The organism is Flavobacterium sp. TSSA_36, assembly GCF_051547165.1.
Classification (GTDB): Bacteria; Bacteroidota; Bacteroidia; order Flavobacteriales; family Flavobacteriaceae; genus Flavobacterium.
The window spans coordinates 1-23209 of sequence record NZ_JBPTTP010000006.1 but is presented as its reverse complement, the minus strand read 5'-3'; the positions used below and the strand labels follow the sequence as shown (position 1 = coordinate 23209).

The 23209-nt window shown below is 34.8% G+C and carries 19 protein-coding genes; 15 read left to right on the top strand and 4 right to left on the bottom strand.

Annotation, left to right across the window (positions count from 1 at the left end; translation table 11 throughout):
• Positions 1 to 410: 410 nt before the first annotated feature.
• The 6 genes from ACSVH7_RS11860 to ACSVH7_RS11835 all read left to right on the top strand — a co-directional run bounded on the left by ACSVH7_RS11860 (position 411) and on the right by ACSVH7_RS11835 (position 4852).
• Positions 411 to 602 carry a hypothetical protein gene (locus ACSVH7_RS11860; RefSeq protein WP_438066910.1) on the top strand — a complete coding sequence of 64 codons (192 nt, stop codon included), beginning with the start codon at positions 411 to 413 and terminating at the stop codon, positions 600 to 602.
• Between the two features lie 69 nt (positions 603 to 671).
• Positions 672 to 896: a hypothetical protein gene (locus tag ACSVH7_RS11855; protein ID WP_438066909.1), complete on the top strand. Its 225-nt coding sequence runs from the start codon at positions 672 to 674 to the stop codon at positions 894 to 896.
• A 68-nt stretch (positions 897 to 964) separates the two neighbouring features.
• Positions 965 to 1879: a phospholipase A gene (locus ACSVH7_RS11850; RefSeq protein ID WP_438066908.1), complete on the top strand. Its 915-nt coding sequence runs from the start codon at positions 965 to 967 to the stop codon at positions 1877 to 1879.
• Positions 1880 to 2032: 153 nt separating this feature from the next.
• A complete protein-coding gene (locus tag ACSVH7_RS11845) occupies positions 2033 to 3262 on the top strand; it encodes a hypothetical protein (protein WP_438066907.1) in 1230 nt (409 codons plus the stop codon).
• Positions 3263 to 3452: 190 nt separating this feature from the next.
• Positions 3453 to 4385 carry a peptidylprolyl isomerase gene (locus tag ACSVH7_RS11840; protein WP_438066906.1) on the top strand — a complete coding sequence of 311 codons (933 nt, stop codon included), beginning with the start codon at positions 3453 to 3455 and terminating at the stop codon, positions 4383 to 4385.
• 131 nt (positions 4386 to 4516) lie between these two features.
• Entirely contained in the window at positions 4517 to 4852 is a 336-nt protein-coding gene (locus ACSVH7_RS11835; RefSeq protein ID WP_438067087.1) for a tRNA-binding protein, read from the top strand.
• A 423-nt stretch (positions 4853 to 5275) separates the two neighbouring features.
• On the opposite strand, the gene ACSVH7_RS11830 is transcribed toward ACSVH7_RS11835, so the two are convergent.
• Positions 5276 to 5656, bottom strand: coding sequence for a PUR family DNA/RNA-binding protein (locus tag ACSVH7_RS11830; protein WP_438066905.1), 381 nt, complete (start codon positions 5654 to 5656; stop codon positions 5276 to 5278).
• 64 nt (positions 5657 to 5720) lie between these two features.
• Positions 5721 to 7499, bottom strand: coding sequence for an ABC transporter ATP-binding protein (locus ACSVH7_RS11825; RefSeq protein ID WP_438066904.1), 1779 nt, complete (start codon positions 7497 to 7499; stop codon positions 5721 to 5723).
• A 199-nt stretch (positions 7500 to 7698) separates the two neighbouring features.
• Between ACSVH7_RS11825 and ACSVH7_RS11820 the strand changes: the two genes are divergently transcribed.
• The 3 genes from ACSVH7_RS11820 (at position 7699) to yajC (ending at position 10242) form a co-directional block, all read left to right on the top strand.
• Positions 7699 to 8802 (top strand): Glu/Leu/Phe/Val family dehydrogenase, encoded by a 1104-nt coding sequence (locus ACSVH7_RS11820; protein WP_438066903.1) that lies wholly within the window; start codon positions 7699 to 7701, stop codon positions 8800 to 8802.
• A gap of 193 nt (positions 8803 to 8995) precedes the next feature.
• Positions 8996 to 9907: a transcription antitermination factor NusB gene (nusB, locus tag ACSVH7_RS11815; RefSeq protein WP_438066902.1), complete on the top strand. Its 912-nt coding sequence runs from the start codon at positions 8996 to 8998 to the stop codon at positions 9905 to 9907.
• 62 nt (positions 9908 to 9969) lie between these two features.
• A complete protein-coding gene (gene yajC, locus ACSVH7_RS11810; RefSeq protein WP_438066901.1) occupies positions 9970 to 10242 on the top strand; it encodes a preprotein translocase subunit YajC in 273 nt (90 codons plus the stop codon).
• Between the two features lie 74 nt (positions 10243 to 10316).
• Here the strand turns inward: yajC and pepT are convergent, their stop codons facing one another.
• A complete protein-coding gene (gene pepT / locus ACSVH7_RS11805; protein ID WP_438066900.1) occupies positions 10317 to 11603 on the bottom strand; it encodes a peptidase T in 1287 nt (428 codons plus the stop codon).
• Between the two features lie 139 nt (positions 11604 to 11742).
• Between pepT and ACSVH7_RS11800 the strand changes: the two genes are divergently transcribed.
• The 4 genes from ACSVH7_RS11800 (at position 11743) to ACSVH7_RS11785 (ending at position 15775) form a co-directional block, all read left to right on the top strand.
• The gene (locus tag ACSVH7_RS11800; protein ID WP_438066899.1) at positions 11743 to 12765 is read left to right on the top strand and encodes a quinone-dependent dihydroorotate dehydrogenase; all 1023 of its coding nucleotides are present in this window, start codon (positions 11743 to 11745) and stop codon (positions 12763 to 12765) included.
• 138 nt (positions 12766 to 12903) lie between these two features.
• Complete coding sequence (locus tag ACSVH7_RS11795) at positions 12904 to 13767, top strand: hydroxymethylglutaryl-CoA lyase (RefSeq protein WP_438066898.1); 864 nt, start codon at positions 12904 to 12906, stop codon at positions 13765 to 13767.
• Between the two features lie 59 nt (positions 13768 to 13826).
• Complete coding sequence (locus ACSVH7_RS11790; RefSeq protein ID WP_438066897.1) at positions 13827 to 14369, top strand: hypothetical protein; 543 nt, start codon at positions 13827 to 13829, stop codon at positions 14367 to 14369.
• 14 nt (positions 14370 to 14383) lie between these two features.
• Positions 14384 to 15775, top strand: a complete 1392-nt coding sequence (locus ACSVH7_RS11785; protein WP_438066896.1) for a DUF5723 family protein — start codon at positions 14384 to 14386, stop codon at positions 15773 to 15775.
• A 175-nt stretch (positions 15776 to 15950) separates the two neighbouring features.
• Here ACSVH7_RS11785 and ACSVH7_RS11780 read toward each other — a convergent pair whose 3' ends face one another.
• The gene (locus tag ACSVH7_RS11780) at positions 15951 to 18452 is read right to left on the bottom strand and encodes a cation-translocating P-type ATPase (protein WP_438066895.1); all 2502 of its coding nucleotides are present in this window, start codon (positions 18450 to 18452) and stop codon (positions 15951 to 15953) included.
• 150 nt (positions 18453 to 18602) lie between these two features.
• Between ACSVH7_RS11780 and guaB the strand changes: the two genes are divergently transcribed.
• A complete protein-coding gene (gene guaB, locus ACSVH7_RS11775; RefSeq protein WP_438066894.1) occupies positions 18603 to 20075 on the top strand; it encodes an IMP dehydrogenase in 1473 nt (490 codons plus the stop codon).
• Positions 20076 to 20764: 689 nt separating this feature from the next.
• Positions 20765 to 23209, top strand: a 2445-nt coding sequence (locus ACSVH7_RS11770) for a cadherin-like domain-containing protein (protein ID WP_438066893.1), incomplete at its 3' end; no start/stop codon positions are given.

Genomic DNA, 23209 nt, shown 5'->3' with positions numbered 1-23209 from the left:
CTTAAAAGTCTATTTTCTAGTAAAATGTTAAATAAATAATTTAATGAATTATTTACTAAAAATTGTTTTTGTTCTCTATTCAAGTTATGTTCAAGATTCATCAACATCAAGGAAAGAACTACAACAACTTGTTGCGAAATAAGAAAATCCAATTTCATCTTTGATTAGTGCTTCTTTTCAAAGTAATTTGTATGTTGGTTTGAGGCCTTTGAATGGATAAAGATCAAATACTAATTTTCAGCTAGTGGTTCCAATGAACCTAAACGAAAATCTAAACTTAATTAGTCGTATGGTTTTGCAAATAGTTTCTCAGCAAGATTTAACAGGGCCAAATCAGACACAAACTGGATTGAGCGATGCATTAGGAAATGCTTTTTTTTTTGCCAAGAAAATTAGTAAACACAGTAGTTTTGGGAGTTAGTATAGCTGTTTTAGTACCAAGTTCCACAAATGATTTTCTTGGAACAAAGAAGTTTAGGGTAGGTCCAATCATTGTTTTTCTAAATGAGCCTTATGGATGGACTTATTCTTTTTTGACCAATAAAACATGGTCAGTATTCAGAGATAAAGAACTTTTAGATGTACATCAGTTGTATGTTTAGTTAAATTAGGTTTACAATTGGAAAAGTAAACTTAGTGTAGTTTTTGTTACCAAGTATATCAATGCAGTTATGGGTTCCGAAGAATTTCATCATTTGGTTATACACAATCCAAAACCAGTTTATGACTATATGTTGTTTGGTATTGCCAATAAAGAAGCGTCAGAAAAGGCTATTAAAGAAGGCAAGCTGTTTCCGTTTTTTAATCATAACAGTAATTTTGAAGTAGATTTGAACGCAATTCCTTTAGGAGTTAAGCTAGGTACGAAAGCTTTGATAGAGATTTTCAAAAAGTAAAATTGAAAGTTTTTTTTAATTGAGAGTATAAAACTGAAAATTCATTAATTATTATTAGAAGTTTGTTTATGAAAAATGTGATAAAAAAGGATAACACTTCGGTTTTTATTCTATGTTTTGTAGTGTTATTTGTTTTAACTAGTAAGGCACAATCTAATTTGATTACTTCAAAGTTGGGTCAGTTTCAAACGCTCACCCAAATATGGGAGTTGGAAGGAGATAAGCAAAACGGCACTTTTTTGCTCACTAAATATAAGCCTATTTATTTGTTGCCATTTCGATACTCTTCTAAACCCAATGAACTTCCGTATAATTCTGGAACTGAAGTGGTGGTTGATAAATATGTGACGTTGAATAATGTTGAAACCAAATTTCAATTGAGTGTCAAAATAAAATTAGCTCAAGACATTTTGTTCAAAAAAGCAGATTTGTGGTTAGGATATACACAAAAATCATTTTTTCAAGTGTATAATAATGAGTTTTCAAGGCCATTTCGAGAAACTAATTATGAGCCAGAACTCATTTTAAATTTTCCAGTAAATTTTAAAGTTTTTGGTTTGGAAGGTAAAATGGTTGGAGTTTCTATTAATCATCAATCCAATGGAAGAACGCAAACACTTTCTAGAAGCTGGAATAGAGTGATAGGTTTTGCTGCTTTTGAAGAAAAAAATTGGAGTCTTATTGTTAGAGCATGGTATGCCTTTCAACTAGAAGATAATCCTGATATAAAAGATTACACTGGAAGAGCAGATGCTACTTTTGTTTATTTGTTAAAAAGGAATATAATTACGGTACATGGCCAGCATTCCCTTCGAACAGGAGCATTTAATAATGGACAAATTCAATTGGATTGGGGGTTTCCAATCAAAGGAAACCTAAGGGGGCATTTTCAGTTTTTTAATGGCTATGGAGATTCTATGATAGATCATAACTACAAGCAAACTATTTTCGGGATAGGCGTTTCGTTTTCGGAATTATTGTAATACAAATTATAATTGCAATAGAAGGATAATTTTTAAGAACTTAGGTCTCTGCAAAAAAAAACAATTATTTGTTGGTCAAGTTTTTATTTGCATTAAACCATTCTTTATTTTTCTTATCTTAGTAATTAATAAACATTTTAAAATTGATATAAAATGAAACGAATTTTAACATTATTGATGCTTTTTCTTATAAATAGTCTCAGTTTTTCGGTTTATGGACAGTACAATGATGAACCAGAAGCATTGGATTTGCCTGGTGATAACCTTAATTTATACGCTGTCTTAGATGTTTTTCAAAAGTCAAAAACCTTAGAGGATTTTGAAACAGCGATCAATAATCAAGAAAGCAAAATCAATAATTTAGACTTAAATAATGATAATAACATTGATTACATTCAAGTGGTTAGTGAGAAAAAAGACAATACTCATTTTATCGTTTTACAAGTAGCGATAAATGCAACGCAAAAACAAGATGTTGCTGTTATTGAGGTGGAAAGAAATAAAAAGGGGGAAGTTATTGTGCAAATTATCGGGGATGAAGAATTGTATGGTAAAAATTATATCATTGAGCCCAAAGACGTTTCTAAAAGAGTCGACACACCTAATCCCGGCTATTCAGGAAATAGCACCACTATAATTAACAATACAACTAATAATTATAATGCAGATTCAGGTCCAACAGTAAGTGCTTGGCCAGTGGTGCTGTATCTTTTTTCTCCTTTGTTTATACCTTGGCATTCTCCTTGGCGTTGGGGTTACTATCCTTCTTATTGGAGGCCATGGCGCCCGGTGTACTATCATAGTTATTGGGGATATCACAGGCATTATCAAAATCATTTTTATTACCATCGAACGGTGGTGATCAGAACGCCTTATTACCGCACTTATTACTCCAATAGAAGATCCTATTCACCTATTGTTGTTAACAATCGTGTAAATGGTTTGTATCGTTCCACTTATAACGGTAGGGTTTATAAAAAACCTGCATCACCAGTGGTTCGACCCAATGTGCCCAATCGTCCATCAGGAAATCGTCCCTCTACATTGCCAGCCAATAAGTATCCAAATCGTCCTGTGGCACCAAATACTAATGGTAATCGCCCTTCTACCTTGCCATCTAATAAACTGCCTAATCGTCCTGTTTCTCCCAATAGCAATGGAAACCGCCCTGTAACTGTTCCATCAAATCAAAATACAAATTCCTCAAGACCAACGGTGCCTGCTAACAGACCAAGTGTTCCAACTACTCGACCATCTGTTCCTGCAAGTCGCCCAGTTACTAGGCCGACGGCTAGGCCTGCGGCTAGTCCAATGACAAGGCCAGCTGCGAATTCGAGTGCAAGATCTGCTGCTGGCAATAGAGCAAATTTGAGAAGGAATTAGTTTTTTATCATTGAAAATATTTTTAGGATCTCTCAGAGCCTTTTTGAGTTTCACTAGGAGACTTAAAAAGGCTTTGGTAGTATATTGAAGAGCGCTTTAATGTTGCTTTTGCATTATTAATTTGAATATGTTGAAATTGATATCGAGTTTATTTTTGTAAATTTGCTGCTCAATAAAAAATAAATAAAGAATGGAAAACGGTATATACGCTAAATTTAATACTTCAAAGGGAACGATTTTAGTAAAATTAACTCACGATTTAACTCCGGGAACTGTAGGTAATTTTGTAGCCTTGGCAGAGGGAAACATGGAAAATAAAGTAAAGCCACAAGGAGTAAAATATTATGATGGTTTATCTTTTCATAGAGTAATTCCAGATTTTATGATTCAGGGAGGATGTCCTCAGGGAACAGGTACTGGAGATCCTGGGTATAAATTTGATGATGAATTCCATCCTTCATTAAAACATGATCGTCCTGGAGTATTGTCTATGGCAAATGCTGGTCCAGGAACTAATGGCTCTCAGTTTTTTATTACCCATGTACCAACGAATTGGTTAGATAATAAGCATACTGTTTTTGGACATGTTATCGAAGGGCAGGAGATTGTAGATGCAGTGGCTCAGGGAGATAAATTAGAAACTTTGGAGATAATCCGTGTAGGGGAAGAGGCTCAAAACTGGAATGCAATCGAAGCTTTTATAGGTTTAAGAGGCGCGAGAATGAAAAAAGAGGCGGCACTTAAAGCGGAAGCAGAAGCAAAAATGGAGCAATTAGCTGCAGGTTTTGAAAAAACCGAAAGTGGCTTGCGTTACCAATTCATTCAAAGAGGGGATGGTAAAAAAGCAGAAAACGGAAAAACAGTGGCGGTGCATTACGAAGGTTCTCTTGAGAATGGAAAAGTATTTGATTCTTCTTATCCACGAAAAAAACCAATCGAATTCCGTTTAGGGCAAGGCCAAGTAATCGAAGGTTGGGATGAAGGTATTGCATTGTTGCAAGTGGGAGACAAAGCTCGCTTTGTGATTCCATCTGATTTGGCTTATGGACCAAGTGGTGCAGGAGGAGTAATCCCTCCACATGCCACTTTGATTTTTGATGTTGAATTAATGGATGTGAAATAAAAAGTTTTCAATGAGTATCTTCTAGAAACTCAATGTACAGTTTATAAATTAAGAAATCTCAAAGTAATAGTGCTTTGAGATTTTTTTTGTAGTATTGTTAAAAACTAAAAACTATGAGTTTAGAGAATCAAATGTCATTGAGTTGGCAAGAATTTGAACGGGTAGAAATGAGGGTGGCTACGATACAGGAAGTGCGCGATTTTCCCGAAGCGAGAAACCCTGCGTATCAACTTACTCTTGATTTCGGAGCTGAAATTGGTATCCGAAAATCTTCGGCTCAAATTACAATGCGTTATCAAAAAGAAGAGTTAGTGGGTAGGCAAATAATAGCAGTGATCAATTTTCCAAAAAAACAAATCGGTAAATTTATGAGTGAATGTCTAGTGTTGGGTGCAGTTGGTGGCAAAGGAGATGTTGTTTTACTTGCTCCCGATTTTAAAGTCGCTAACGGTTTGCGAATTTCATAAAGTAGTTTGGTGAAAGGAGGTGCAATTTTTTTGAATCAGTTTTAGGAAAGCGTTTAATAATTTAAAGATGGTTTAAAGTGTTGGTCTTGATTTAATTTTTTTTCAGGGCATTCGCATTTAAAAATTTATACCACGAATTCAGTAATAAATCCCGAATTACGAAATGTTTTAATGACACAAATTATTAAAGTTGATAGCATTGATGGTATTCAATTTCGATTTCGATGGCAATTAATGATAATTGGTGGAATTCGCGGCTACTTTTTTTTAAGCGAATAGCTAGCTTGAATTTAATCTTGATTTGAAGGGTGTCTTGGTGTGATATGCCTATTGAGATTTTGCTGGATGCAGTAGATTTTGTTTCAAAAAAAAAAATCCAAAAATCTAATGACTTTTGGATTTTGTTAGTTTCTAATTTGATTTTTAAATATCATCAAAATCGATGTCTGTAAAACTCGATATTTTAGGAGTGTTTTCGTTTTCTAAAGATTCCGTTACATAGTCTCTTTTGAAATCCTTTTGGTGTCTTTCAGAAATTACTTCTTCGCCTTTGTTGTTTAAAATATAAGAAGTCATATCATTTAGAATTTCTTCAAATGCTGCAAAGTCTTCTTTATACAAATAAATTTTGTGCTTTTTGAAGTGAAAAGATCCATCTTCTTCGGTGAATTTTTTGCTCTCCGTAATGGTAATGTAATAATCATCAGCCTTGGTGGCTCTAACGTCAAAGAAATACGTTCTTCTTCCAGCGCGTAACACTTTGGAGTAAATTTCTTCTTTTTCTAACATGTCATTTTCTCTCATAATTCTTTCGATCCTTTTATAAATAGCAATCAAAAATCATAAAAAATTATTGATAAAACAACATTTATAGTAATTCTTTTTCCGAAAGTTGTTTTAAATAGAGTTCTGAATAATATCCTTCTTGATTTAGTAATTGATTATGAGTGCCTTGCTGAATAATTTTTCCATTTTCTAAAATAATAATTTTATCTGCATTTTTGGCTGAGGAGACCCTATGGCTGACAATTATAGTAGTTTTGTCTTTGCAGATTTCGAATAAATTATTCAAGATTGTTTCTTCTGTTTCGGTGTCAACAGCAGATAGGCAATCGTCAAACAGTAAAATTTGAGGGTTTTTGATAATGGCTCTGGCAATGGAGACTCTTTGTTTTTGTCCGCCAGATAGTGTGATGCCTCTTTCTCCTAAAATCGTTTCGTAACCTTTGTTGAAAGCGATGATGTTGTCATGAACAACGGCGTTTTTGGTAGCTTCGAAAACTTCTTCATCTGTAGCATCTTCTTTGCCAAATTTGATGTTGTTTTTAATGCTATCGGAGAATAAAAATGCGTCTTGAGGTACGATTCCTATACTGTTTCTGAGATCGTAAAGATTCAATTGGCTAATTTCATTTTCATCAATGTTAATTTGTCCATTGGTTACATCATACATTCTGGAAATGAGTGCTAATAGGGTTGATTTTCCTGACCCTGTATTTCCTAGAATAGCCAAGGTTTCTCCCTTTTTTACTGTAAATGAGATGTCTTCTAAGGCTTGAATATTTGTGTCTTGATAAGTATAGCTTACATTTTTGAATGTAATTTGTCCTTCAATTGTAGATTTTTTTATGTTTTTATTTTGAATATCTGGAATAATTTTCAAGAATTCATTTAGTCTTTTTTGTGAAGCTTCGGCTTCTTGTACCATAGAGGAAACCCAGCCTAATGAAGCGACGGGCCAAGTGAGCATGTTTACGTATAGAATAAATTCAGCAATTGTCCCGATGCTTTGAATGCTCCCGTCAATGTAAAGCATACCTCCAAAATAGATAACTACTAGGTTGCTAATACCTATTAATGCTAGCATTAAGGGGCCAAATAGGGATTGTACTCGAGCTAAATTTAAACTTTTACTTTTGCTTTCTTCTGCCAGTTGGATAAGATTATTTTGTTGTTGGTTTTCTAACGAATAGGCTTTGATTACTCTTATTCCAGAAAAAATTTCTTGGGTGAAGCTTGAAATTTTGGATAAATATTGTTGGAAAATCGTGCTTCTTTGGTTGATTTTTGAACTGATTTTAAAAATTGCATAAGAGAGCAAGGGTAAGGGGAGTAAAGTATAAATGGTGAGTCGGGGTGAGACATTGTACATATAGGCGATTACAATGGCAAATCGGATAAAAGTGTTGATGGAGTACATCACCGCAGGGCCAACATACATGCGGACTTTGGAAACGTCTTCGCTAATTCGATTCATTAAATCACCGGTACGATTTTGTTTGTAGAAGTTTTGGGATAAGTTTTCGTATTGTTTGAAAACCTCATTTTTTAGATCGAATTCAATGTGACGAGACATTACAATTAATGTTTGACGCATCAAAAAGGTTAAAAAACCGGCAACAATTGTGGTAGTAATAATTAATAAAACGTTTTGAGTAAGTTCGTTTCTAAAATTGCTAATGAGTAAGGTAGATGATTTTTCAACACTGGATAGCTTGTCAAATTTTTCAATAGCGCTAATAGAACTACTGATTAATTTTGGAGTGTAAAGGGAAAAAAACTGAGCGATAATGGTGATTAGAATACCAATTGAAAAACTGTATTTGTATTTTAAAAAGTATTTATCTAGATAGCGTAATTCTTTCATTTTTAATGATGTTCAAGCGGTTTTGAGTAAATAATTATTTTTTGGTGTTAAAAAAATGACTATTTCAAAAGGCGCTAAATAAGGTTGGTAATTATGGTATTATTAAAATATACATTCAAAATTAGGTTATGTGTAAAAATTTTATATTTTTGAATCGAAATTTTATCATATTTATAAAATATAAAACAACACCACACTTATGGATGCAATACTAGCAACAGACAAGGAGTTTCAAAAAATGGATCCTGTTTTTGGACAAATTTCCTTTGATGACCATGAACAAATTGTATTTTGCAATGACAAAGATACAGGTTTAAAAGCAATAATTGGTATTCATAATTCAGTTATGGGGCCGGCTTTGGGAGGAACTAGAATGTTTAATTATGCTAATGAATGGGAGGCTTTAAATGATGTTTTGCGTTTGTCTCGCGGCATGACTTTTAAATCTGCAATTACAGGCTTGAATATTGGAGGAGGAAAAGCGGTAATTATTGGTGATGCCAAAACACAAAAAACGCCGGAGTTAATGCGAAAGTTTGGTGAATTTGTACATTCATTAAGTGGAAGATATATCACAGCAGAAGATGTTGGAATGGAAACAGCAGATATGGATATCGTTCGAGATGTCACACCCTATGTTACCGGCATTTCTGAAGAACGCGGGGGGGCAGGAAACCCATCTCCTGTTACTGCTTTTGGAGTGTATATGGGAATGAAAGCGGCTGCCAAGCAACAATTTGGTTCAGACGTGTTGACGGGTAAAAAAGTTTTGGTACAAGGTATCGGTCATGTGGGGGAAGCTTTGGTAGAATACTTAACTAAAGAAGGTGCTTTAGTGACTATTGCAGATATTAATGAAGAGCGCTTGTATGAAGTGGCTAAGAAATACAATGCTACTGTTTTTACAGGTTCTGATGTATATGCGGCTGAGGTTGATATTTATGCGCCTTGTGCAATGGGAGCTACTATCAATGATGCCACGATTCATAAAATTCAAGCCAAAATTATCGCAGGTGCCGCTAATAATCAATTAGCTAACGAAGTTATTCACGGTGCAATTTTGCAAGAAAGAGGCATTTTGTATGCACCTGATTTTTTGATCAATGCGGGAGGAATTATTAATGTGTATGCTGAGTTAGCGCATTATGGTAAAGCTGAAATCATGGCGAAAACTGAAAATATCTATAATACCACTTTGGAAATTTTCAATTTTGCTTTAGCTAATAAAATAACAACGCATCAAGCGGCTTTGACTATTGCGCAACGTCGTATTGCTGAAAGAAAACTTGCTAATAGCAAATAAAAATTTTATTCCTATTAAAGTGTTCTGATTAAACGAATGATTTTTTAAATCTTTCGGTAATTAGAGCACTTTTTTATTTATTAAATAAATAACGGCCCAAATTTTATTTTAAAGGATGAAATCATTAATTTTGCCAGCTAATTTTTAAAGTTCTTACACGGTGGTAAACAGAAGACACATTCGCGTTAAAGTCATGCAATCCATTTATGCAATCCATCAAAATGGCTCAGATAATCTAGAAAAAGAGGAGAAATTTCTTTTTTACAGCATTGATAGTATATTAGATTTATACTTAACAATGGTTTCTTCTTTGATGGAAGTTTGTAAAAAAGAAGAGGTTTTTCTACATCTCTCAAGTAAGAAGCATCTTGCTACAGCTCAAGAACGTAATCCCAATGAAAAATTTATTAAAAATGCTGTTTTTCAGATTTTGGCTGAAAACAATTCATTGAGTATTGCCTTAGAAAATCGTAAAATCAACAATTGGACTTTGAATGATGATTATATTATCATTTTGTTGAATGCTATTAAGGCTAGTAAATTGTATGCCAAATACATGAGTAATACCATCAATACGTTTGAAGAAGATAGAGATTTTATTGCCGCACTTTTTGAAGAAGTTATCGTTCCGAACGAGAAGTTGTATGAATATCTTGAAGATGATAAATTAACTTGGATCGATGATATTCCAATGGTGAATACGCAAATTTTGAAACAGTTAAAAGCTTTGAAGCCTATTGAAGAGGATAATTTTAGAGTGCCAAAATTATTCAAAGATATTGAAGATAGAGATTTTGCTCGTGATTTGTTTCGAAAAACGGTTTTAAACGAAAAAGAACTTGCGAGATCTTATGAAGATAAAACACCTAATTGGGATAGTGATCGTATCGCAGAAATCGATACTATCATCTTGAAAATGGCTATTTGCGAATTTTTGAAATTTCCATCCATTCCAGTTAAAGTAACCTTAAATGAATATTTAGAAATTGCTAAAGAATATTCTACTCCTAAAAGTAGTATTTTTATTAATGGAATTTTAGATAATCTGGTAAAAGAATTGACAGAAAGTAAGAAATTACTAAAAGTAGGAAGAGGATTGCTGTAATTGATAGGATTGGCAGTATAGAATAAAAAAAAAACAATAAATAACAAATTAAGATTTTTATTATGGAACAATTGCAACAGTTTTTGCCGTTTTTATTAATGTTTGTGGTGATTTATTTCTTCATGATTAGACCACAACAAAAACGTGCTAAAAATGAAAAAGAATTTGAAAGCGCTTTAAAAGTGGGTGATAAAATTGTGACTAAAAGTGGTTTGCACGGAAAAATAGCCGAGTTAGCAGCAACTACTGTAATCATCGAAACCATGTCTGGTAAATTGAAAATGGAACGTTCTGCCATTTCAATGGAAATGAGTGCTGCTTTGACTAAGAAATAGTATTTTTTTTCTATATATAAAATCCCAAATTCCAAGATACTCTATGGAATTTGGGATTTTTTTGTGGGGATTAATTAAGTATTACTTTTTTTGGATTTAGACTTTTCTTTAGGAGAGTCGAAATCTTCTTTGGCAGTCAATTCTGCAATTTTCACAATTACTTCTACCGCTTTTTGCATGCTTTCTACAGGAACATATTCATATTTTCCATGAAAATTATGACCACCCGCAAAAATATTGGGACAAGGCAATCCTTTGTATGATAATTGACAGCCATCAGTACCGCCACGAATTGGTTTAATGATGGGTTTTATTCCAACTTGTTTCATAGCTTCTTCCGCGATATCCACAATGTGTTTTACGGGAAGTACTTTTTCTTTCATATTGTAATATTGGTCCTTGATTTCGGCAATGGCAATTGGTTCTCCAAATTGTTTGGCAAACTTCTTGTTGATTTTTTTGACCATTTTCTCAAGACGCTCTTTCATTTTCTCGAATTTAGTCTTCGAATGATCTCGAATGATTAACTCTAAAATGGTTTCTTCGATACTTCCTTTCAAATGATGTACGTGATAAAAACCTTCATAGCCTTTGGTTTCTTGAGGCGTTTCGCCTTTGGGTAAATCACTAATAAAATCATTAGCAATTAGCATTGAATTGATCATTTTTCCTTTGGCATATCCTGGATGTACACTTTTTCCTTTGAAAGTGATTTTAGCTCCAGCAGCATTGAAATTTTCATATTCTAATTCACCAATTTGGCTGCCGTCCATAGTGTAAGCCCAATCGGCACCAAATTTTGCCACATCAAAATGATGCGCTCCTCTACCAATTTCTTCATCTGGGGTAAATCCAATTTTGATGGTACCGTGCGGAATTTCTGGATTATTGATTAGAAATTCCATTGCGGTTACAATTTCGGTGATTCCCGCTTTATCATCGGCACCTAATAAGGTGGTACCGTCGGTGGTGATTAAAGTTTGTCCTTTGTATTGCAATAAATCTTTGAAATATTTGGGAGATAGAACGATGTTTTGTGCTTCGTTGAGCACGATATCTTTTCCGTCGTAATTGGGTACAATTTGAGGTTTTACGTTGGCTCCTGTGAAATCTGGAGTAGTATCAAAATGAGCAATGAAACCAATGGTGGGAACTTTTTCGTCAATATTACTAGGTAACGTTGCCATGATGTAGGCTTTGTCATCAATAGTTACTTCTTGGAGGCCAATTTGCTTTAGTTCTTCTACTAATTTATGGGCTAAATCCCATTGTTTTGCACTGCTAGGTGTAGTTTCAGAGTTTGGGTCTGATTCAGTATCTATAGTTACATAACCTATAAAACGATCAATTAGGTGTTGCATGGTATTTAATTTTTGAACAAAGGTACATATTTCGTGTTGCTTTTTAAATTTTCATTTGGTGTATAATTGCTTGTTTTTTATGCTTTCTAAAATCAATTCTTTATTTTTGCGTTTCAACACAATAAGATTTACTACAAATATGTATAAACTATTTATTCGCCCTTTGTTTTTTTGTTTCGATCCTGAAAAAGTACATCATTTTACTTTTGCTTTTATCAAATTTATTTCTAAAATTCCAGGTTTTTCGGCTATTTTTAGAATGTTATATTGTGTTGAAGATCCACGTTTGGAACGAGAGGTTTTTGGGTTAAAATTTAAAAATCCAGTAGGATTAGCAGCAGGATTTGACAAAGAAGCTCGTTTATATAAAGAATTTTCCAACTTTGGATTTGGATTCATCGAAATAGGAACTTTAACCCCAAAAGGGCAAGACGGAAATCCTAAAAAAAGAATTTTTAGATTAATTTCAGATGAAGCCATTATAAACCGAATGGGATTTAATAACGGCGGAGTTTTAGAAGCGGTAGAGCGTTTAAAATCGAATACTGAGGTGCTTATCGGAGGGAATATTGGTAAAAACAAACTGACTCCCAATGAAGAAGCTACTGCGGATTACGAAATTTGTTTTGAAGCCCTTTTTGATTATGTGGATTATTTTGTGGTAAATGTGAGTTCGCCTAATACTCCGAATTTACGTGCTTTACAAGATAAAGAGCCATTGACACAATTACTCCAAACGTTACAAACCAAGAATGTAGCCAAAGCAAAACCAAAACCTATTTTGCTAAAAATAGCTCCCGATTTGACGGACGATCAGCTTTTAGATATTATTGAGATCATGGCCGAAACTAAAATTGCAGGTTTGATTGCCACCAACACTACGCTTTCGAGAGAAGGTTTAGTATCTGAAGCTAAATCGGAAGCAGGTGGTTTATCTGGAAAACCTTTGACTAAGAGATCTACGGAAGTGATTCGATTTTTATCGCAAAAAAGTAACCATGCTTTCCCAATTATTGGAGTGGGAGGGATTCATACTCCGGACGATGCTCTTGAAAAATTGGCCGCAGGAGCGAGTTTGATTCAGTTGTACACTGGATTTATTTATGAAGGTCCCGCTTTGATCAAAGCGATTAATAAAGCGATTTTGAAGCAAAAGGAATAGTGGTTTTCAGGTAAAAACAACAGTATCTGTTGCGTTTTTTGTCTGTACTTAAATATTAGCGAATACTAAGGACTAATTGCTAATCACTTTCTTACTTTTCGGCTTTGTACTTTAATTCCTTTTTTTATCTTTGAAGCTATGGAGCCAATAAAAATTATCGAATGTCCTCGTGATGCGATGCAAGGAATAAAAGCATTTATTCCGACAGCTAGAAAGGTTTCATATATTCAATCTTTGTTGCGAGTAGGTTTTGATAGTATCGATTTTGGGAGTTTTGTGTCTCCAAAGGCAATTCCTCAAATGCAAGATACGGCCGAGGTTTTAGAGCAATTGGATTTGACAAAAACCGAAAGTAAATTACTGGCCATTATTGCCAATGTACAAGGAGCAAAAGATGCTGCATCACATCAACCGATTCAATACTTAGGTTTTCCTTTTTCTATATCTGAAAACTTTCAGATGCGAAATACCCACAAAACAATAGCCGAATCATTAGTGACATTAGAAGAAATTCTTGCCATAGCAGAGGCGACTAACAAAGAAGTAATCGCTTATCTTTCTATGGGCTTTGGAAATCCTTATGGAGATCCTTGGAACGAAGAAATTGTGAGTGAATGGACGGAACAATTGGCGCAAATGGGAGTAAAAATCCTTTCGTTATCTGATACAGTAGGAAGTTCAACCCCCGAGGTCATCACGCATTTGTTTTCTAATTTGATTCCGAAGTACCCGGAAATTGAATTTGGCGCTCATTTGCATACTACTCCAGATAAATGGTTTGAAAAAGTAGATGCAGCTTATCATGCCGGGTGTCGACGATTTGACGGAGCGATTCAGGGTTTTGGCGGTTGTCCTATGGCTACTGATCGATTGACAGGAAATATGCCTACCGAAAAACTACTCTCTTATTTTACCGCAGCAAAAGAAAATACTAATTTGAGCGCAATGAGTTTTGAAAGTGCTTATAATGAAGCTTCCAAATTATTTGGGGCGTTTCATTAAGTAACTGATACTAAAAATTAGTAACTATTCGTTTAGTATAAAATATGAAATTTAAAAGGATGAAAATAGCCCCCATTTTTCTCAGTTGGTTTTTATTATTTATTTCAGGGTCTTGTAGTAGTGATCTTGATTTTGACCAAGCTAATGATATTGAACTACGACCTGTTGTTATAGGTAATTTGGCAAGTTTTGACGTGGCAGCAAAGCAGTTTGTAAATAATGGTATAGAACAAACTGTGAGTATTGATACTCCAGAACTAGGAGTTTTTAATGATACTTTTTTTAAAAAAAATCTAATTCAAACGGATTTGTTTTTTGAAGTCGATAATACAATCAACCGAGCCTTCGAACTACAACTTTTCTTTTTGGATGATGCCAATGCGCCTGTAACTTCCATTAGAATGGATATTCCGGCCTACATTGGGAGTTCAAATATAGTTACAAAAACAGTGGTTTATCAAGGAGCGAACCTCGATGCTTTGAAACAATCCAAGAAAATTGCCTTTGTAATTACACTATTGTCAGGGCCGCCGTTGAACGCTAGTAGTGTAGGAAATTTGAAATTACGTTCTAATCTAACCGCCTTTTTTGATATTAAATGAGAAAAATTACTCTAATGGTGCTTCTTCTAGTAGGTAACCTGTTTTTCGCTCAAAATAAAGCTGTGTTGTATAATTTTACTGCAATACCTCAATCGTTATCCTTGAATCCAGGAGCTGATGTAACTTATAAATGGTATGCGGGAGTGCCTTTATTGTCAGGTTTTTCTGCAAATGTAGGGTCTACTGGTTTTTCTGTCTATGATTTATTTGCAGCTGATGGCGTAGATTTTAATACCAAATTGCGAAAGGTGATTTTTTCGACTTCAAGGAATGACAAAGTAAATGTAAATCAACAATTAGAAATTTTTCAAGGCGGATTTAAAGTCGGCGATTGGAATCATACCGCATATATCTCTTTTGGAATGTATGAAGAAACGGATGTTTTGAGCTATGTTCCTAAAGATTTCGCCATTTTAGCATTAGATGGCAATCAAAACTATTTAGGAAAATATTTTAATTTGAGTGACTTCAATGCTCGTGCCGAAATGGTAAGTGTTTTTCATTTAGGGTACAATAAAAAACAAAATGAGAAGCTTATTTGGGGAGTTAGAGGTAAAATTTATTCGAGCATTTTTGATGCGCGTTCCACTAAAAATTCAGGATATCTTTACACGATTCCTTCTACAGGCAATACCACTATTTATGACCAAGTAATCTCGGCTGACATGCTTTTGAATACTTCTGGAATCGCTAAATATGATGATAAAGGAGATGATTCGGATGTGGCTAAAGACATTAAAAAAAGAGCCTTTTTAGGAGGGAATTTAGGTTTGGGTTTTGATGCGGGTTTGACCTACTATCCGAAAAAGAATATCCAAATTACAGCTAGTATCCTGGATGTAGGTTTTATTCGTCATACTAAAGAAACGGAGAGTTATCGCGCTAGAGGAATTTATAAATATGAAGGAATTCTTCCTGATTTTTTTACAGGAACAGGGGGTAATAATGTGTCGCAAGAATTTGAAGATGCTTTTCCTAGAGATACACTTAAAGGAAGTTATACGTCTTGGAGACCAGTAAAATTGAATGCTTCTTATCAATATTCTTTCGGGCAAACCGAAGATGAAAGTTGTAATTGTAAAGCTAATGATGGAACAACGAAATTTAATAATTCTGTCGGATTGCAATATTTTGCGATGTCTACACCAAGACTTCCAATGATGGCGTTGACGGCTTTTTATAGAAAGAAAATTTTTACTGGTTTAGAAGCTAAAGCCACGTATACCGTTGATTCTTTTTCGAGTAAGAATATTGGTTTAGGTTTGTCAACACAAATAGGGCCTGTCAATTTTTATTTGATGGCTGATAATTTATTAGAACTTAGAGATGTTGCCAAGGCGCAAAGTGCCTCTTTTCAACTAGGACTTAATCTGATTTTTGCTGAGAAAAAAGAGGGAGAATACTAGATAATTCAAATCCCAAATACTAAATCCCAAATACTTAATCCCAAATCCTGAATCCCAAATACTAAATCCTGAATCCCAAATCCTGAATCCCAAATCCTGAATCCTAAATAGTAAATCCCAAATTCCAAAGTTATAGTTGGAATTTGGAATTTTTTATTCTTGAAATTTAAACTTTTTAGCTCTTTCTTCTTTTGAAGAATTTATAAATTTCAATCCAAAAGACGGCAATTGCAGCCACTAGAGTACACCATCCTATTTGAAGTAAAGTGATTTTTTCGAATAAGAAAAATTTAGATAATGGTTGAATAAAAAGCAGTAAAGCCGTAATGAAAAGTGTGATGCCAATAATTAGTACTACCAGATTATTCTTGTATTTCCAAGTGGTTAAAACCGAATAATAAAAGGAGCGATTGGCTAGTGTCAAGAACACATTCGAGAAAATTAAGGTCAAAAATACCATAGTTCGGGTACTATTTTCGCTATATTGATTGATTACAGCAAATTGGTAAATAAACAACAATCCTACGGTAATCCAAAGTCCTTGAATTAGGCTAATGGTGATTTCTTTCCAACTGAAAAAAGTAGTGCTCAGCGGTCTTGGTTGTTGTGTCATGAGGTTGTCTTCCATGGGCTCATTTTCATAAATGATAGAGCAGGTGGGGCCCATAATCATTTCTAAGAAGATAATGTGAACCGGCGAAAAAATATTGGGATACATCCAACCTAAAGCTAACGGAATAATCACAATTAAAATAATGGGAATATGGATAGAGATGATGTAGCGAATGGCTTTTTTGAGATTCATATAGATTTTTCTTCCCATGGCAATGGCGTCTGTCATTTTTGAAAAATCATCGTCAACCAAAATTAAATTCGCGGCTTGTTTGGCAATTTCTGTTCCTTTTTTGCCCATAGCAATTCCGATATGCGCTGATTTTAGCGCAGGCCCATCGTTTACGCCATCACCAGTCATAGCTACAATTTGATTATTGTCTTTTAGCGCTTGAATGATTTTGAGTTTTGCCTCTGGAAACATTCTGGTAAAAATAGTAGTTTCCATTACTTTTTCTTTCAATGTAGCAGGACTCATTTGCATTAGTTCGTCTCCATTGAGTATTTTTTCAGGGTTTTTAAAACGAATTTGTTGAGCAATTGTTGCGGTGGTTTCGGCATTGTCGCCTGTAATTATTTTTAGGGTAATTCCAGCTTTATAAAAAGTTTCTAAAACAGCTTTTATATTCTTTTTTGGAGGGTCATAAAAAGCAACCAGCCCTTTGAAATTTAGTTCAAATTCTTGTTGTGTTTTAGGAAAATTGGTTCCGTTAAAATCAGCAGTCCCAACGCCCAACACACGAAATCCCTTTTTTGTCATAGCAAGAAAAGCTGTGTTGATTTTTTCTTTTTCAGATTCCAATAGTTTAGAACAGGCAATAATGGCTTCTGGAGCTCCCTTGGCTGCAATAATTCGTACTCCTTCTTTGTTTTCGAATAAATGTGTCATCATGGGTGGTTTTCCACTCAAAGGATATTCGTGAATCATTTTATAGAAAGGACGCTCGTCTGTTGCTGTGGAGTTTGTGTAGGCTTCATGCAACGCTATTTCCATAGCATCAAAAGGGATGGGCTCACTTGCCCACATTGCAGCCTTGATAAGTTCTTGTTCTTTAGGGTTTAAATTGGTATGGCTTGCTGTAACCGTTGTAGCATCAAGAGTAAACCATTCGGCAAGACTCATTTTGTTTTCGGTGATGGTGCCAGTTTTATCGGTACAAATAACGGTGGCGCTCCCTAAAGTTTCTACTGTTTTAGTCTGTTTTACAATAATACCCATTCGTAGTAATCGCCAAGCACCAAGTGCCATAAAAGTAGTAAAAGCTACCGGAATTTCTTCTGGGATGATACTCATGGCGAGTGTTAATGCTTTAAGCAGACTGTCTAAAATTAGCTTTGAATTCCAATAATTGATTCCCCAGACAATGATAAAAGCAACCAAACCAATCAAAGAAATGTAAGTAACAAAATTGCTAATTTGAATTTGTAATGGCGTTTTTTCTTCGACGATGTTGTCTAGACTTTTTCCAATTTTACCTAATTGTGTTTGACTTCCAATGGCGGTAACTTGGCAAATAGCTAGTCCGCTTGCGACTATAGTTCCTTGATACACTTGTTTGTTTTCGGATTGTTCATTCTTTGAAACCGATAAAGATTCGCCAGTTACTATGGATTCATTAACCGAAAAGTCATTGGATTGGATGATAATTCCGTCTGCGGGAACAAAAGTTCCTTCTTCTGTTTGTATAAAGTCACCCAAAACAATTTCTTCACTCGGAATCTCAACAACAATTCCATTCCGAATGACTTTGCTTTTGGGTTGTGTTAATTTAGATAAGGCTTCGATGGCATTTCTACTTTTCGATTCTTGGTACAAGGAAATGGATACGACCAAAATAATAGCCAAAAGCATAAAAATGCCATTATTGTAATCCGCAGTTATGAAATAAACACTGGAAGCTGTTAGTAATAATAAGAACATAGGCTCTTTTATCAATTCGAAGAGCGAGTGCAAAAAGTTGTTTTTTTGTTGATGTTCGGTTGAATTGGCCCCGTTTTTTGTTCTAGAGGCAATTACTTCTTCTGAAGAAAGCCCTTGAATTGTGTAAGTATTGGATTCAGACATAATTATTGAAGTTTCTATTGGATTTTTGTCTGTTGAGTAAATAGTGGCAAATGTTCCAATTCCTGAAATTTAGTCAATTAATGTAAAATTTATGTGTTTTTTTGCTTAAGATTGTCTATATTTGCACGCAATTCAACTAGAAATTGCACCATGAAAGCACACAATTCCAAGATTATCGGTGAAGGTTTAACTTACGATGATGTATTATTAGTTCCTAATTACTCTAGCGTTCTTCCTCGCGAAGTGAGTATCCAATCAAAATTTTCAAGAAACATAACTTTAAATGTGCCTATTGTATCCGCTGCTATGGATACTGTGACTGAAAGTGCTATGGCTATTGCTATGGCTCAAGAAGGAGGGATTGGAGTGTTGCATAAAAATATGACTATTGCGCAGCAAGCAGCCAAAGTAAAAAAAGTGAAAAGAGCTGAGTCAGGAATGATTATCGACCCTGTTACTTTGCCTTTGACTTCTACGGTTGCCGATGCTAAAATGGCGATGAAAGAATTCGGCATTGGAGGTATTCCAATTGTTGATGAAAATAAAATTCTAAAAGGAATTGTTACCAACAGAGATTTGCGTTTTGAGAAAAATACTTCAAGAGCTATCGTTGAAGTAATGACTAAAGATAATTTGATTACTGTTGCAGAAGGAACTTCTTTAGAACAAGCTGAAGTGGTTTTGCAAGGGCATAAAATCGAGAAATTACCTGTTGTAAATGATAAATACGAATTGGTTGGTCTAATTACTTTTAGAGACATCACTAAGTTGACTCAAAAGCCAATTGCCAATAAAGATGTTTACGGTCGTTTACGAGTAGCTGCAGCTATTGGAGTTACTGGAGATGCAGTGCAAAGAGCCGAAGCTTTAGTTCACGCAGGAGTAGACGCTATAATTATTGATACTGCTCACGGTCATACCCAAGGTGTGGTTAATGTATTAAAAGAAGTAAAGTCTAAATTTCCTCAAATTGATGTTATTGTTGGTAATATTGCAACACCTGAAGCAGCTCAGTATTTGGTAGAAAATGGTGCTGATGGTGTTAAAGTTGGTATTGGTCCAGGATCAATTTGTACGACTAGAATCGTTGCTGGTGTTGGTTTTCCACAATTTTCTGCGGTGCTTGAAGTAGCTGCAGCGATCAAAGGTTCTGGTGTACCAGTTATTGCCGATGGAGGAATTCGATATACAGGAGATATCCCTAAAGCCATTGCAGCGGGTGCGGATTGTGTGATGCTAGGTTCTTTATTAGCAGGTACCAAAGAATCGCCAGGTGAGACTATTATTTTTGAAGGAAGAAAATTCAAATCTTACAGAGGAATGGGTTCTGTTGAAGCCATGCAAGAAGGATCAAAAGATCGTTATTTCCAAGATGTAGAAGACGATGTTAAGAAATTAGTTCCAGAAGGAATTGTCGGACGTGTACCTTACAAAGGAGAGTTGAACGAAAGCATGCAACAATTTATTGGGGGACTTCGTGCTGGTATGGGGTATTGCGGAGCAAAAGATATTCCTACTTTAAAAGAGACAGGACGTTTCGTTAGAATCACCGCTAGTGGAATTAACGAAAGTCATCCGCATAATGTTACCATTACCAAAGAAGCTCCTAATTATTCTAGATAGTATATAGTTTTACTTTTTCTGTAAAGAGTATAGAAAAATGTGAGAATAGTATTCCCTTCAAAATGCATTGAAATTCGTTTCAATGCATTTTTTTTTTTTTTTATATTTTGAAGTTTTTTTTAAACTTGTCTATTATATGGGAAGGTAGCTTTTAGCGGATTCCTTACAAATTGTAAACTAGATTTCAAATCGTTTTGTTATTGGAGTTGGTTTTTAAAAAGTAATATAAATTCCTGCTGTTTTTTAAATTTAAAAATATATCAAAAGCAAGTTTTTTTCAAATTATTTGATAATTATTCTGTTTTAAAATCATATTATTAGATCAGAATATTTCTAATAAAAAAAATATTTTTTCCCTTTTTTATTTGATACTATTTGTTAAAATTTTAGAAGTAATTAATATGTTTAATACTATATACAAGTAATTATTTAACATGAAATATTTTAGCTTTATAAAACTAATAAAATGCATTTCATCGATTAAAAGCGTAGTATGTCGATATAAATTAAGTATTTGATTAATAATTCTATATTTAAAGCAATTTTAAAATATTAATATTTACTTTCGCGCCTCCAATTAAATATTTTAAAATTTTAACACAATAAATAGTGCTAAAAAAATTATTGCTTTTTATTTTAAACTATGGTTTTGGTTAAAATATTAATACTAAGAATTATACCGTCTAATTATGCCAAAAACTACTTTTAAGCTCAGAGAAAAAGTAATTTTTTCTTTGCTTTTTGTGTTACTGCTTTTTTCAAGTACTTCTTTTTTTGCACAAACAAAGATTTCAGGAATTGTTAATTCTTATACTTCAGTTACTGGGGTAAATCTGCCAGTTTGTAATGCTTGTGATTTAAATTGTACCCATACAATTACAGTATCCGATGGGTCAAAATTTACTGTTGGAGACAAAGCTCTAATCATTCAAATGAAAGGGGCTACGATTAACACTTCCAATAATGCTTCAGGTGGAAGTATAACAGCTATAAATGATGCTGGTAATTACGAGTTTTTTGAAATTGCAAGTATTGTGGGGAATGTGTTAACACCTCGTTATCCCTTGATCCGAAGCTACAATGTAGCTGGTCTAGTGCAAGTAGTAACGATTCCAAAATATACTGGAACAGTAACTATTGATGGGATATTAACAGCGCAAGATTGGACTGATGCAACAAAAACGGGAGGGGTATTGGCTATTAGTGCCGATAAATTAGTATTTAATGCAGATATTAATGTCGCTGGTAAAGGTTATGAAGGGATTACAATGTCAACCAATGCTTCAAGTACTTTTAATAATTGTAATATTAATCCAAATACACAATTTGTATTGCCTTCTTCAAATGGTAGCTCTTTTACCAAAGGAGACGGTATCGTTATTGACGATATAAACACAGAGAGAGGCCGTGCGCCTAGAGCAAATGGAGGAGGAGCTGGTGTTGCTGGTGATTCTGGTGGTGGTGGTGGTTCTAATTATGGAGCTGGTGGAGCTGGTGGTAATCGTTGGTGTGAATTTGCAGCAGCAGCAGGAGGTATAGGAGGTGTTGCTTTAGCTTCCTTTCTTCCTAATGATAAAGTGTTTCTTGGAGGTGCAGGGGGTACTGGTTTTGTGACTACAGGTAATCCTTCTTCGGCAGCAGATGGTGGTGGTATTGTAATTGTTTTTGCCAATGAAATAATTGGGAATGGATATAAAATTATTGCTGATGGTTTATCACCAACTCCGGTAACCGTTCAAGGGAATCCAGATGGCGGTGGTGGTGGCGGTGCAGGTGGGACTGTGGTATTAAAAACACCAAAGTTCACTACATCACTTGTTGTTAGTGCTAAAGGTGGTGATGGTCAAGATATTGGAACAATTGTGAAGCACGGCCCAGGTGGTGGTGGTGGTGGTGGTGCTTTGTTGTATTCATTGGCTTCATTACCCTCAAATGTTACTTTGCAAGCATCTGGTGGTACAGGAGGGCAGCATGATGATGCTTCAAGAAATGGTTCTCAAGATGGATTAGCTGGAGGTAGTATTTCTTTGTACATTCCTGTTGAAAATCCAAATTATGTTGGTAATACCGATACTGATAGTGTTCCAGAAAATTGCGATTTGGATGATGATAATGATGGTATTTTAGATACCGTTGAGCTTGCAGGTTTACCCGACCCTTTTGAGGATGCAGATGCAGATAAGAAACCAAATTATCAAGATCCTTCAACTGTTGGTTTTGTAGATACCAATTCAGATGGAATTGATGATAGATACGATACAGATTTAGATGGAATCATAAATCAATTAGATTTGGATTCTGATAATGATGGCTGTTCTGATGCCAATGAGTATTATAATTCTAAAACTGCTGATGGAGGCGATGGAGGCGTTTATGGAGTGGGTACTCCAACGGTGGATGCCTCTGGAAAAGTTAATGGCCCAGTTGCAGCTCCTTATTCTGGTTCTTATACTAATGTAATAGTTCCCTTCAAACTTACCAATCCATCTAACAAAACAACTACAGTAGGGGGTAATGTGATGTTCTCTGTGACTGTTTCTGGAGGATCCGCAGCAACCTACAGATGGCAAGAGAGCGTAGATGGAGGTACGAATTGGACTGATATTGTTGATGGTGGAGTATATGCTGATGCTACTACAGCTAATTTAAAATTGACAGGGGTAACCTTGTCTATGAAAAATAATAGCTATAGGGTATTTGCGAGCGACACAAATTACGTTTGTGAATTGGTTACGGAATCGGCAGTTTTATCATACACCAATTCAGCGCCAGTAGCGGTCGATGACAACTATACAGTTGCTGAAGAAGGTACAGTAACATTATTGCCATTAGCTTTAGATACAGATGCAGACGGAAATACCTTATCGATTACTTCAATTAACGGAACATTATTAACACCTGGGATTGCTCAAGAAATTTCGGTAACGAACGGAAAAGTGAATGTAACAGCTGCTGGAGTAATTACCTTTACTCCAAGTTTGGATTACTACGGATCAATTAGTTTTCCATATGCAATCAATGATGGAGAAGGCGCAACTGCTGCAGCAAATGAGAATATTACCGTAAATGCCGTAAACGATTTACCAGTAGCAGTAAACGATGCTGGTAGTGTCGATGAAGACGCTACATTAACA